Origin of the sequence: Kitasatospora sp. NBC_00374 (genome assembly GCF_041434935.1) — a bacterium.
Taxonomy (GTDB): Bacteria; Actinomycetota; Actinomycetes; order Streptomycetales; family Streptomycetaceae; genus Kitasatospora.
In genome coordinates this window covers 8,598,685-8,611,129 of sequence record NZ_CP107964.1, presented here as the reverse complement: position 1 = coordinate 8,611,129, position 12,445 = coordinate 8,598,685, and the positions used below count along the sequence as shown (strand labels likewise).

Sequence of the window (12,445 nt, the reverse complement as noted above, 5' to 3'; positions counted from 1 at the left end):
CGCTGACCGCGTCAGCCGCCTTCCGGCCCTGAAGGGCAGTCAGCCCTGGCTGGTCGTCACGCCACCAGACACGCCCGCGGCTTCCGTAGACGCTCAGCAGGCCTCAGTACAGATCATCGTAAGTGAGCTGGTAGGACGTGGTGCTGTGCACGGCGCCGCCCCCCTTACTGACATCAGCTCTTTGAGGTGATAGGTCTGCCGTTTCGCTGACGGATGGTCATCAGTCGCGGTCTGGACGAGCTCGGCTACGTCAAGCTCGACCGGCACGGCGCCGAGCCGCTGTTCCAGATCTTCACCGAGCGCAAGGAGAGGCACGCGATCGCGATCGCCTCGAATCAGACCGTTCGTCGAGTGGGACGAGACCTTCACCGACAAGTGGCTCTGCCAGGCCATCGTCGACCGGCTGACCCTCGACGCCCACACCATCGAGACCGGCGCCGAATCCTACCGGCTCGCCGGCACCACCGCCAAGCGCAGAGCCGCCGCACCCGCCATGACCTCGGTCGCTGACACGATGCCCGGCATGAATCCGCCCCCAGACCCCGTGTTCGTCTTCGACCAGCACGGAGACCTCATGGTGTTCACCTCCGTGCAGGACGCCGCAGGATGGATGGAGGCGATCGACGTCGACGAAGGTGAGTACGCCGCGGCCTTCACCTGCGATGGTGCGGCCATTGCGATGAGCACCGCGGACGAGGCCGTGGTCCTCCAATGCACCAACCACTTCGACAGGGAGGACCTACAGCGCAGGATCGTCCGCTACTGGGAGCGCGAGCAACTCAGCGACATGCCCGCAGAACTGCGGGAGGTCGCGAATCTCCTACTCGAACGGCAGAACCGGCCCGGCAGATCCATCTGGCAACGTGTCACCACCTGGTGGCGACACGAGAGCGCGTCCCCTGACCGCAGCACCGATAGCTGACCTGCAGTCATCTCCCGGACGGGTGCCGACATCACGGCGCCCGCCCGGACGCGCATCCTGTCGGGGCGCGGTGACGGGCGGGCGCTGCACATCACGCGCTACCGGCCACTGCACGCGTTTCGTCAGACTCCGCCACTCCGATGCACGGCAGGCCTTGAAACCTCACCCGATCGAAGGGGTGGAGCCGGCCGAACCCGGAACCCTGCCCTGACCGTTGTCGAGGAAGTCAGTCGCCGGGGATCCCGCTGACCTGCGCCAACTTGGTTGGATGAGACACAGGGCGCAATGTCGGTCGGCTATCAGTGGGGACAGCGATCTGTCGGTGGGATGTGAGTGGACGTTAAGTCCGTTTCTGGTAGCGGCCGCGTCCGGGTTGGGTGAGGAAGCCTTGGCGAGTGAGGCGTCCGAGGCGGCTGCGGGTGATGTTGACGGACGCCTCGTCGGTGGGCATGCCGAGGAGTTCGTGCAGCTCGCGTGCCCGGAATGCGTGGGCGGGGTGCTGGTTGAAGGCGTTCACGATGGCCTGGTAGGTGGTGTTCGTCTCGGGCGGTTCGGATTCGGTTCCTGCCGGCGTGACCTCCATGATGATCTTTCGGGTGGTGGCCAGGTCCGTGAGCCGCGCTTCGGTCTGGGTCAGATCGGCGGCGAGCTCTTCGATCCGGGCGCGTAGTTCTGCGGCCCGGGCGGTGGCCTCGTCCTGCCGGCTCTGGAGGTCTGCCAGGAGTTCGGCGACGTTCACGCCGCCAGTCCGAGGGTGTCGCGCCAGGCCGGGGCCGGTGTGGTGAGGCGGCGGGTCATGTTCGCGGTGGAGGCCCAGTAGACGCGTGAGGCGGAGTTGTCGGGCCGGTGGTCGTACTCGCGGGCGAGGCGCCGATGCAGCATCAAGGTGCCGTTCGTCTGCTCCACCACCCACCGTTTCGGCTGCGGGACGAAACCCTTGCCCTGGTCGGCCGGGTTGCGGCGGACGACCTCGACGTCGATATCCAGCAAAGCGCCGTGGATGACGACCTCGTCCTTGAAGCCCTGGTCCACCAGAGCCTTCTCCAGACGCATCCCGCACCGCTCGGCGACCTGGTCGAGCAGGGCGGTGCCGGCGGCGTTGTCGTGGGCGGAGGCGGCCAGGACGACAACGCCGATGATCAGCCCCAGGACGTCCACGGCCAGTCCCCGCTTGCGCCCCGACACCTTCTTGTTCGCGTCCAGCCCCGTCGTGGTCTTCGGGACGCCGGCGGCCGCCCGGACGGACTGGGTGTCGATGATCACGAGGGACGGGTCCTCTAATCGGCGGGCTCGCTCCCTCACCTGGCAGCGCAGGAGTTCCTGGATCCGCTGGTCGAGCCCGTCCTGGCGCCACAGGCCGAAGTAGTAGAACACCGCCGACCAGGACGGCAGGTCATGGGGCAGGTAGCGCCACTGACAGCCCGTCCGGTTCTGGTAGAAGATCGCGTTCACGATCTCCCGCAGATCGCAGGACCCCGGATCCCCGGTAGCCGACCGCGCCACCCGGTCCTGCTTCCAGGCCGTGATCATCGGCTCGATCAACGCCCACTGCTCGTCCGATAAGTCGCTCGGATACGCCCGTCTGTCCATGCGCCGCAGAACATCACCCGAACCCCGGCTGGCACGCCAGTACGGTCGACGTTCACACGAACGAGCGATCACGAACCGAAAGAAAAGGGACTTAACGTCCACTGAGTGGCCTCCAGGACCGTAGGGACTGGGCGGCACCGGTTTGTCAGGGTGCGATCCCGCCCGCCTCCAGATCACTCCAAGCTCCGGGAGCCCGCCATGCCCTCCGTACCCAAGGCCCCGCAGTGGGACGTCCACCGGCTGCCTCGCGCCGCGGGAAAGAGCTTCCTGATCACCGGCGGCAACGCGGGCATCGGGTACTTCGTCGCCGAGCAACTCGCCAGCACCGGGGCCACGGTCGTTCTCGGTAGCCGCGACATGGCGAAGGCCGAAGCCGCGATCGCTTCCATCAGCTCGCGCGTCCCCGCTGCCAAGGTGGAGCACCTGCCTCTGGACCTGGCCGATCTCGCCTCACTCGAGGGATCCGTGGACGCGCTCGGGCTGGACCGCCTCGACGCGGTCGTCTACAACGCCGGCGTGGCGCTCGACCATCCACCACTCCGCAAGACCAAGGACGGCCACGAGCTGATGTTCGCGACCAACCACCTCGGGCACTTCGCACTGACCCACTGGCTGGCCCCCCTGCTCATGGCAACCCCGGGGAGCCGGATCGTTACCACCGGCAGCTTCGCCGCCAAGTCCGAACGCCTGGACCTCGACGATCTCCAGAGCACGCACGACTACCAGCCCAAGCGCGCCTACGCGCGGTCGAAGTTGGCCCAGATGTTCTTCGCTTTCGAGCTCGACCGCCGCCTGAGTGCTGCCGGCAGCACGACGCTGAGCGTGGTCGTCCATCCCGGCGGCGCACTCGACTCCCTCACCCCTTCGCGCCCGCCAGTCCATGTCCGGACCACCGGCGAGCGGCTGCGCCACCTACCGCTCGGCCTTCTCGTCCAGGGCAAGGAGGCTGCCGCGTGGCCCGCTGTTCGGGCCGTGCTCGACCCGAGCGTGTGCGGCGGCCAGATGTGGAGCCCCCGAGTGTTCGGGCTGCGCGGTACGCCCACGGTCGAACCCATCTGGAACCACCTGGCCGACACCACGACCGCGGCACGCCTATGGACGGCCAGTTGCGACTTGACCGGCATCGACCTGAAAATCACCACCGCCCCGGTGCGATGAGACTGGCCAAGCGCCTGAGTTGGATCGTGGTGCACGAGCGGCTCGACACCACGACGCCCGGCGGCCGGCTGGTCTTCCACATCTTCGCCGGTTCATTCGCGAGCTGATCGTCTCCGGCACCCGCGAGGGCCTGGCCGCCGCGCCCGTGGGCGGCCGACCTTCCCCGCAGAAGCTTGAGCCCGGTCAGGCCTGGGCGCCGTACTGGACCGCGTAGGCCCAGCCCCGCGGCACCCGGTTGCCCTCGTCGGCGCGCAGCGCCTCGTAGGTGGTGGTCTGGAGACGGGCGACGGCGTCAACCGCGGCGATCTTGAGCCGGCCCCGGCCTACTGACTGACGGTGAAGATGGCCGCCCGGCCGCTCTTCGCTGCCGTGCTGTAGAAGTCCTTCAGTCCGGGCAGGAAGGCCTGGGTGTAGGCGATGTCCTCGGCGTCGCCGGTGCCCTGGTAGGCGTCGAAGGTCAGCGTGGCGAAGCGCTCGCCGATCCACCGGCTGTCCAGTGGTTCCAGGGCCGCGGCGACCTCGCGGACCTCGTCGGCCGTCACGTAGCAGACGATGTAGTCGTCGCTCTCGTGCAGGGGAACTCCGCCGAGGATGGCGTGCGACAGGGGAAAGTCACCGTTGTCGAAGGCGAGGTCGCCGTCGGTGAAGCAGCGGTGCAGGGCATCCCAGGACTTGTCGAGTTCGACGAGGTGGTCCAGGTCCCACCGCCCCTCGACCTCCACGACGAGCTCGAGTACCTCGTCATCGTCCTGGCAGGCGAGGAAGCGCTCGGCATCCTGGGCGTCCAGAGCGAAGATCACCGCGCGAGCCGCCATTTCGTCCTCCTACCACTGCGAAGATTCGTTCGGCGTGATCCAACCACACGACCGCCGGGCGGCTGCGATGACTGGCGGCTATCGGCCGGCCTGCTGCTTGGCTTGGGTCTGGGCGAGGCGGTAGGACTCGGTGCCGGTCTCGATGATGGTGCCGTTGAAGGTGCGGGCCGGGCATCAAGGTGTCGGGCCCGCCCCTCGCCAATGCTTTGACCTAATTCCTTATAGTGTCCTGCGCCGGAAATATCAGTCATAAGTCTGTAGTCTGTTTTTCGTGTCGCAACGAGGTCCGAAGGCTGTAGAGATTGTGCTCTCCTCGAAGGAGCGCATTGAGTTGTCGCACTGGGCGGCCGGCGGGGCGGGGGCCCGGCTCGCCGAGCGGGCCGGGATCGTCCTGGCCTGCTCGGACGGAGTGTCAAGTACGCGGGTGGCGGCCGATAGGGGCGTGAATGTGGCGACCGTGCGCAAGTGGCGGGCCCGTTTCGCGGCTGACCGACTGGCGGGCCTTGCGGACGAGCCACGGCCCGGCCGCCGCAAGGCGGAACTTGTACTCACCGAGTCGGAGCGGGAGGAACTGACCCGATGGGCGAGGCGGGCGAAGACGGCCCAGTCCCTCGCGTTGCGGGCCAGGATCGTGCTGCGATGCTCGGAGGGCGGCACGAACAAGCAGGTCGCGGTCGAACTCGGCACCGCCCAGGCGACGGTGAACCGTTGGCGGGCCCGGTTCGTCGAGGACCGCCTGGACGGTCTGGTCGACGAACCGCGCCCCGGCAGGCCACCCTCGATCCTGCTCGACAGGGTCGAGGATGTCGTGGCGGCGACTTTGGAGTCCACACCGAAGCACGCCACCCACTGGTCACGCGCCTCGATGGCCGAACGTACCGGCCTGTCGAAGTCCACCATCGGGCGCATCTGGCAGAAGTTTGACCTCAAGCCGCACCTGCAGGATTCGTTCAAGCTCTCCACCGACGCGCAGTTCGTGGACAAGGTCGTCGACGTCGTCGGGCTCTACCACAACCCGCCGGAGCGGGCGGTGGTGCTCTGTGTCGACGAGAAAAGCCAGATCCAGGCGCTGGACCGATCCCAGCCGGTGCTGCCGATGATGCCCGGCATGCCCGAGCGTCGCACCCACGACTACCTGCGCCATGGCATCACGAGCCTGTTCGCCGCGTTCAACATTGCCGACGGCAGCGTCATCAGTGCTCTGCACCGACGCCACCGCGCCATCGAGTTCAAAAAGTTCCTGATCACGATAGACAAGGCCGTGTCGACCGAGCTCGACGTGCATCTGGTATGCGACAACTACGCCACCCACAAGACCCCCGAGATCCAGAAATGGCTGGCCCGGCATCCCCGGTTCCACGTCCACTTCACCCCGACCGGCTCCTCCTGGATCAACCAGGTCGAGCGCTGGTTCGGCCTGCTGACCGACAAGCTCATCCGCCGCGGCGTCCACACCTCCATCCAGGCTCTCGAGAACGACATCCGCACCTGGATCCAGACCTGGAACGAGGACCCGAAGCCCTTCACCTGGACCAAGACCGCCGACGAGATCCTGAACTCGCTCGCCGACTACCTCACCAAAATCACCCCCAGAGCACCATAAAACCCTAGTGAACTTAGGCTTGGCACTTGCGGCGCAGGACAATAGTGGTCGGCTCTCGAAGTCCTTCGGGGGTTGACGTGAGAGCCCGAACCGTGCCGAGAAGTGATCGGCGATCTGGTGTCGTGCGGCGAAGGTTGGTGTTGCCGCGCCAGGTCAGGCGCATCGGCTTTCTCGGCCGGATCGCGCGTGTCTGACGTTCATGCCGAGATGGCCCGCCCATCGCAGTCGGCGTCGTCCGCGCAGGCGGCGGCCAGGTCATCCAGTGACAGGCCCAGCGCGTGGGCCAGGGCCGCCACGGTAAAGAAGGCCGGGGTCGGGGCCCGGCCGGTCTCGATCTTGCGGAGGGTCTCGGCGGACACCCCGGCGGCTGCCGCCACGTCGACCATGCTGCGGTCACCGCGGGCCTGGCGAAGCAGGAGCCCGAAGCGCTCTCCGCGTTGCCGCTCTTGCGGACTCAGAGGAACTCTCACCATACCCGTGATACTAATACCGGTATAAGTATTGGGTAGCGTCGCATCGCAGGGAGACACGACACATGGTCGAGATCAAGACCGACACGGCACTGGAGACGATGCGGGAAGCCGGACGCGTCGTGGCCCACGCGCTTGCGGCCGCCCGCGCATCGGCGGCCGTGGGAGTTCGCCTGCGCGAGCTCGACGAAGCCGCCCGCGCCGTCCTCACCGAGGCCGGAGCACGCTCTCCGTTCCTGGGCTACCAGCCCTCCTTCGCCCCCACCCCCTTCCCCGCCGTGATCTGCGCATCCGTCAACGACGCCGTCGCGCACGGCATCCCCGACGACTACCGCCTGCGCGACGGCGACCTGGTCAGCATCGACTGCGGAGCCGAACTCGACGGCTGGACCGGCGACGCCGCCATCAGCTTCACCATCGGCACCCCCCGCCCCGCCGACCTCGAACTCATCGCCGCCACCCAGCAGGCCCTGGACGCCGGCATCGCCGCCGCCACCACCGGCCACCGCATCGGCGACATCTCCCATGCCATCAGCACGGTCGCCCGCAAGGCCGACTGCGGCATGCCCGCCGACTTCGGCGGCCACGGCATCGGCCGCCAGATGCACGAAGACCCCCATGTCCCCAACCACGGACGACCCGGCCGCGGCCTCCCCCTGCGCCACGGCCTCACCCTCGCCCTCGAACCCATGCTCATGGCCGGAGGACGCAACGACTACTACACCGCCCCCGACGGCTGGACCCTGCGCACGATCGACGGCAGCCGCGCCGCCCACATCGAACACACCATCGCCATCACCGAGGACGGCCCCCGCATCCTCACCCTGCCCTGACCGCGAATCCGCTCACACACGGTAGCTGGACGAAGTCGCCCACTCTCGGGAAGCGCAGACCAGCGATCACAGCCTCCTACCAGCGCCAAGCTCCTGGTGGGCAGTCACGCGTCCTTGATCGCGGAGCGGACGGCGCGTCGGCGAAGGGTGCTTGACCGTCCCGAACAGGTTCCCGAGATTGGCCGTTGCCCTCCATGCCTGTGGCCCGAGCCGTGTCTCCTACCTTGACCGCCTCCGAGCGCCACCGGTTGAAGACGATAGCCTGCGGTCACAAGACCGAATATCAGGCCCGGCAGCGGGCAACTCTTTCCCCGGATCTGTTCCATGCGACAGGGCCATGCCTGCCGCGGATGGTGAACGGTCTTCTCAGTGGCGGCGTAGAGCTCGTAGGGGTACGCCCACTTCACGACAGCCGGCATGGGGCCAAGGACGATCACGATGCCGACCTGCACCGGGTGCGTAAGGAGCTTAAGGCCCCCCCACGCGAACGTCACCATGAGCGCAAAGCAGCGTCCCTCTACATACCCCACTCCCGGGATGAGTGTTGTCGGTGGCCGTGGGGAGGCGGGCGTCGCGGCTGGTGAGCGCACGCTCTGTGCGACGACGTCGGCAGCCCCCGCCGAGCGGGGTGAAGGTGTCGCGGGAGGACTTCCGGCAGAGGGCGATGACGTCCGGCTGTTCACACGCCTAGGCAGGGCATCCCGCGCGTACGGCAGGACCCCGCGTTGTCCCCCGAGCGCTCAGGAGGAGCCTTGCCTCGTCCCGCCCAGGAGCTCAGATGGTCCCACGCAGTCTGGCCAGTGCCTCGTTGAGCAGGATCTCGCCGTCTTCCTGGCTGCGGCGTTGCCGGACGTAGCCCATGTGCGTCCTGAAGGGGGCGCTGCCTTGGGCGGCAGGCACGTTGTCGGGGTCGGGGCCGGCCGGCAGACCGCAGCTGCGGCAGTCCCACGCCTGCGGGACCACTGCCTCGATCGCGAAGCTGATCTGCGTCCGGTGGCCGTTGCCGCACCAGAACGACGCCGCTGTACGAGGGGCGAGATCGCCGCGCTCGGACTCCCCCATCGGCCCCGAACCGATCCGCGCACCCCTGATGCCGCCACGTCCCTGTGCCACGATCGTTCTCCTCGGCCATGATGTCCATGCCTCGGATGTGCATGGGGACGCCCAGCGTACGGCCACCCCCGGCAACCCCGGCCCACAGCCCCCGCGCAGGCTCTCCGCCCGGAGCTGTTGCCGATCTCTGAAAGCCGACCCCCGGGAAGCCTTGGAACCCAGGGAGACGTCGAAGGAGCCAGCACGCTGGAGGCGGAACCGGAGCACGTGGACAGCGAGGTCGTCGCCGGCCCGCCGGCTGCACTGGTGACCCCCGCCCAGCGAGCGGGGCGACACTCTGACCAAGACACCTGGAACACCTCCGACGCGTCGGAAGGACGTGCGGAAGGTGATCCTCGCTGCGGCCGAGCGGCCATCCGCGCGCGCGGGGCGCTGACGGAGACGCTGGTGGACACCGAGATCCTGCTACTGCTCTGGCCGACGCGGACCGTGGACGACCTGCGTGCCACGGGCGAGCAACAAGCAGGCGAACAAGTGGAGCCGAGAGCGCCTCAGAAGGTCGAGGCGTATGTGAACGACCGCCAGCAGCGGCTGGAGGCGGAGCTGGAGCAGGTCGACGGCGAGGTCGACGCCGGTCCCCGCCCCGCGACCGGCCGCGCTGGTCGTCCCCAGGCCGACCGAACCGGGCAAGGCGCAGCACGGGGTGTCGGCGAAGGGAGGGTCGGGGAGCCTGCCCGTCCTCGGCGATCCGGGCGACGGCCCGCAGTGTCGACGCGTCAGTCCTCGCCGGTGGCGACGATCACCACCGTGTGGCCGTTGCCGATACCGACGACCGCCGCGTCGAAGGTGCCCGCGCTGCCCGGCGCCCCAGTGGACGTTGCCCGCGGCCCGCGGCCCACTGCCGGCAGGCGGCGTCGCCGTTGGCCCGCCAGTCGGCGTGGGGCCCGAGCAGGTTCACGAGACCCCAGCCGATCTGCTCCGCTGCGGGTCGCAGGCTGCCGTCGTCGGAGGTGTGGACGAGGTCGCGGACGAGCGTGGTCGCCGTCCACGGGACGATCTCCTCGGGCGGGATTCCGATCTTGAGGGCCGCGTCCACCCGCGCGGGGGCCGCGGGTGGGCCGTGCCGGCAGTCCCGGCAGTGCACCGCGAGCAGGCCGGTGGGCTCCAGCCCGTCCCAGCAGAGCTGCCCATGGCTCCGGCCGTCGTCGGGCCCGAGGCGCACGACGCGGTCCTGCCACTCCCCCAGTTCGGCCGGCCATCTCGGGACCGGAGTCGGGGCGGCGGCGTGTCGCAGGAGCAGCGGGGCGGTGAAGTGGGGCGGAAAGCGGGCAGGCGGTGTCGGCATGTCCAGGCGTTGCAATCGCCGTCGTAGCCGTGTCCGTGCCGGTTGCGTCCAGGGAAGTGGTGTCCCGGGTTCCACCCGCTCCGGGGGTTTGATCCCGGTCCGGTGTGGCGTCTGAAAGCGAGACGGCCACCGGTTGATCCTTCGAGAGGTAGGCGCAGCCCTGGTTCTCCGCGCGGAAGACCAGCACGTCGCGGAACTCGTCATGCACGAACAACTCGTCCGGGCGGCCGCGGTCCAGCCCGGCCTGGCGGACCGAGAGATCCGGACCGAGCCCGGGCACCTCAGAACGTGGACCACTCCGTCCCCGGGACGTGGTTCCAGGTGGCGACCACCCAGTCGTGCCGGATGAACAAGGGCCGGGTCAGACGGCGTCGCCGACCCGCTGCGCGCAGCACGGGCCCAGCTTCTGCGAGCCCGGATCGGCCGCATGCGTGTAGAGCACGCCGCCCTCCCGTGTGCCGCGGTCGAGCAGCCACTGCTCCAGCTCAGAAGGCACTTGTGCCCGACCAGCGGGGTGTCCTCCAGCGTGACCTGGGGGCCGCACCTCACGTCGACGGCGACGCAGGCCAGGCGCGGCCTGCTACCCGCGTAGTACGCCGAGACGCCCCGGGCGGGAAAGTGAGCCTCCTCGTGGCGGGGCTCACCACCGAACAGATGTGCCACCGGCGGGTCGTCGCCCCATCGCCGAGAGCCGCCGCCACTTCCTGCGGGCTCATGCCGAAGTGCACCGGCCCGAGGCCGACGAACGGGGTGAACACCCACCGAGCGCGGTCCTCGTCCTTCGTGACGGCCCAGACAACCGCCGACGGCTTCTGCCCCACGCCGGAGGCGGGCTGCTCCTCCTTCGCCTGCTGCGGGATGTGGTGGACGAGCTCCGAGGCGGCCAACAGAAGGCCGGCGGCCGCAAGCGCGGCCCCCGCACACGCCGGTCCGGATCGTCGAAGAACGCGGCAACGTCGGCGTAGACCGCAGGCCGGACGGCCTGGCTCGCCAGGTTATCCCCAGCCGCACCGGAGCCGTCCTCGGGCGGGTAGGACGCGGTGTCGGCGAACCAGCCCAGCCAGTTCAGGAGTTCCGCGCACAGCGGCCTGCGGCCCGCCCTGCAAAACTGACCCTGGGCCAGCCCGCGCCGCTCGCCGTGAGGTGAAGTCACGGGTCGGGCGGTGGGGCGGAGAGGGCAGGATTCGAACCTGCGCGGGCCCCCGAGGGGACCCTGCTCGGCCATCACTGGCCAGGCACCCGATGAACCGCTCCGGGCACCTCTCCCAGCACCGGGAGCCTCACTCCCGCTGCCTGACGTGCCCTCAGCATGCCCCGCCGCACTGACCGGCCGCTGACACCCCGCCGACCGCGACCCACGCCGGGCGGGCGGCCCGGCGGCGACCTACCGCCGGGCCGCAGAACCCGCCCTGCGCCACCTTCGCGCCGCGCGGGCACCGGCCGAACACCTGGGAGTGAGCGGCCGGACCTGAGGCGGGCCGCGCAGCCTGAGCGGTCCCCGCAGCGGGATTCGGCGACCGTGTCGCCATCGGCCGAACCCTCGGAAACCTCAGCACGCGCTCCGCCGGCACCCGCCGAGGCGACCGGGCACCGCCCTCGAAGCGGGTGCGGGGCGTGGACCCGGCCGAGCCGGAAGGCGGGCATGCGCAGGGCAGGCGCGGCCCGGTCGAAGCGGCGCCGCCGCCGCGACCGGGGCGCTCAGGAAGCCGCAGCGGCGGCGCGCTCGGCGGCGCCGCGCTCGACGCAGAACTCGTTGCCCTCGATGTCGGCCATGGTGACCCAGCCGCTGCCGTCGGGGCGACGGCGGTCGGCGACCAGGGTGGCGCCGAGGGCCAGCAGCCGCTCCACCTCCTCGTCGCGGGTGCGGTCGGTGGGCCGGAGGTCGAAGTGGAGGCGGTTCTTGCCCGCCTTGTCCTCGGGGACGGCGATGAAGAGCAGGTCCATCCGCTCACCCACGATCAGGGCCTCGGGGTCACCGGGCTTGTCGTCGTCGGCGAGCTTGCTGTCGAGGACCGCGGCCCAGAAGGACCCGAGCCGGAAGGTGTCGGCGCAGTCGATGGTCACGTGATGCACGAGAGAAGCCATGGCCGACACTATGACGCCCGGTCAGAAGATCGTCCACGGGTTTCGCGAGCCGGTGCCCGGTCGTCGGCGACGCTCCAGGTGACGTCGTGGCGGTCGCCGCCCGTGAGCATGACCGCGAGCGGGGCGCCACGGTGGTCGACGATCAGACGGCGCTCGAACCCGGAACGGGCCCGTTCGACGAGTGACAGGCCGACGTGCCACGGACGCCCGACGGCGCTTGCCCGCGCTGTCGCCCGTTCTGATGCGCGGCCGGGGACGCCAAGGCGGCCTGTGCCTGCGGGCGCCAGGGGCGACGGTCGGGACGGTGTTCGTCGGAGGTGGTCACAAGCGTGGGTCTGAGTCCCGGCCGTCGCCGACCCGGGTGAGGTCGGTGGCGTAGGGGCCGCGATTGTCGTCGCCAGGCCGGGGCCGGGCCTGACGGCCCCACAGGCGCGCGGCTCGGGGGCGGAGGGCACACCGTCAGAGCCAGGCCCACGGGCGGGCCGCGGCGCGGGCCGGGCCGAGCACCGGCCGACGGCAGGCCGCCAGCGGGAACATGCCCACGGGCCCGCAGGCCGGCGCCGGCACCCCG

Annotated in this window: 12 protein-coding genes and 3 pseudogenes; 6 read left to right on the top strand and 9 right to left on the bottom strand. The window is 69.6% G+C overall.

The window, feature by feature from the left end:
• Positions 1-213 precede the first annotated feature (213 nt).
• From OG871_RS37790 to OG871_RS37780, 3 genes and pseudogenes are all read left to right on the top strand, one after another.
• Positions 214-294, top strand: a pseudogene (locus tag OG871_RS37790) (hypothetical protein); the annotation flags it as partial.
• Between the two features lie 40 nt (positions 295-334).
• Positions 335-406: pseudogene (locus OG871_RS37785) on the top strand (hypothetical protein); the annotation flags it as partial.
• A 168-nt stretch (positions 407-574) separates the two neighbouring features.
• Positions 575-922 carry a hypothetical protein gene (locus OG871_RS37780; protein WP_371503044.1) on the top strand — a complete coding sequence of 116 codons (348 nt, stop codon included), beginning with the start codon at positions 575-577 and terminating at the stop codon, positions 920-922.
• A gap of 340 nt (positions 923-1,262) precedes the next feature.
• On the opposite strand, the gene OG871_RS37775 is transcribed toward OG871_RS37780, so the two are convergent.
• Positions 1,263-1,661, bottom strand: a complete 399-nt coding sequence (locus tag OG871_RS37775; RefSeq protein WP_371494538.1) for a hypothetical protein — start codon at positions 1,659-1,661, stop codon at positions 1,263-1,265.
• The gene (locus tag OG871_RS37770; RefSeq protein ID WP_371493834.1) at positions 1,658-2,512 is read right to left on the bottom strand and encodes an IS5 family transposase; all 855 of its coding nucleotides are present in this window, start codon (positions 2,510-2,512) and stop codon (positions 1,658-1,660) included. The genes OG871_RS37775 and OG871_RS37770 overlap by 4 nt, the downstream gene beginning before the upstream one ends.
• Positions 2,513-2,710: 198 nt before the next feature.
• Between OG871_RS37770 and OG871_RS37765 the strand changes: the two genes are divergently transcribed.
• The gene (locus tag OG871_RS37765; protein WP_371503042.1) at positions 2,711-3,670 is read left to right on the top strand and encodes an SDR family NAD(P)-dependent oxidoreductase; all 960 of its coding nucleotides are present in this window, start codon (positions 2,711-2,713) and stop codon (positions 3,668-3,670) included.
• A gap of 323 nt (positions 3,671-3,993) precedes the next feature.
• Here OG871_RS37765 and OG871_RS37760 read toward each other — a convergent pair whose 3' ends face one another.
• Complete coding sequence (locus tag OG871_RS37760; RefSeq protein ID WP_371503041.1) at positions 3,994-4,485, bottom strand: DUF1877 family protein; 492 nt, start codon at positions 4,483-4,485, stop codon at positions 3,994-3,996.
• A 331-nt stretch (positions 4,486-4,816) separates the two neighbouring features.
• Here OG871_RS37760 and OG871_RS37755 point away from each other — a divergent pair, with 331 nt between their 5' ends.
• Positions 4,817-6,088: an IS630 family transposase gene (locus OG871_RS37755; RefSeq protein ID WP_371503040.1), complete on the top strand. Its 1,272-nt coding sequence runs from the start codon at positions 4,817-4,819 to the stop codon at positions 6,086-6,088.
• Between the two features lie 197 nt (positions 6,089-6,285).
• Here the strand turns inward: OG871_RS37755 and OG871_RS37750 are convergent, their stop codons facing one another.
• Entirely contained in the window at positions 6,286-6,561 is a 276-nt protein-coding gene (locus tag OG871_RS37750) for a helix-turn-helix domain-containing protein (protein ID WP_371503038.1), read from the bottom strand.
• A 62-nt stretch (positions 6,562-6,623) separates the two neighbouring features.
• Here OG871_RS37750 and map point away from each other — a divergent pair, with 62 nt between their 5' ends.
• Positions 6,624-7,391 (top strand): type I methionyl aminopeptidase, encoded by a 768-nt coding sequence (gene map, locus OG871_RS37745; RefSeq protein WP_371503037.1) that lies wholly within the window; start codon positions 6,624-6,626, stop codon positions 7,389-7,391.
• Between the two features lie 774 nt (positions 7,392-8,165).
• Here the strand turns inward: map and OG871_RS37740 are convergent.
• The 5 genes and pseudogenes from OG871_RS37740 to OG871_RS37720 all read right to left on the bottom strand — a co-directional run bounded on the left by OG871_RS37740 (position 8,166) and on the right by OG871_RS37720 (position 11,874).
• Positions 8,166-8,504, bottom strand: coding sequence for an RNA polymerase-binding protein RbpA (locus OG871_RS37740; protein WP_371503035.1), 339 nt, complete (start codon positions 8,502-8,504; stop codon positions 8,166-8,168).
• 739 nt (positions 8,505-9,243) lie between these two features.
• Positions 9,244-9,789: a hypothetical protein gene (locus OG871_RS37735; protein WP_371503034.1), complete on the bottom strand. Its 546-nt coding sequence runs from the start codon at positions 9,787-9,789 to the stop codon at positions 9,244-9,246.
• A gap of 361 nt (positions 9,790-10,150) precedes the next feature.
• The gene (locus OG871_RS37730) at positions 10,151-10,285 is read right to left on the bottom strand and encodes a hypothetical protein (protein ID WP_371503033.1); all 135 of its coding nucleotides are present in this window, start codon (positions 10,283-10,285) and stop codon (positions 10,151-10,153) included.
• Positions 10,286-10,958: 673 nt separating this feature from the next.
• Positions 10,959-11,055 (bottom strand): annotated as a pseudogene (locus OG871_RS37725).
• A 432-nt stretch (positions 11,056-11,487) separates the two neighbouring features.
• Positions 11,488-11,874 (bottom strand): VOC family protein, encoded by a 387-nt coding sequence (locus tag OG871_RS37720; protein WP_371503032.1) that lies wholly within the window; start codon positions 11,872-11,874, stop codon positions 11,488-11,490.
• Positions 11,875-12,445: the final 571 nt, after the last annotated feature.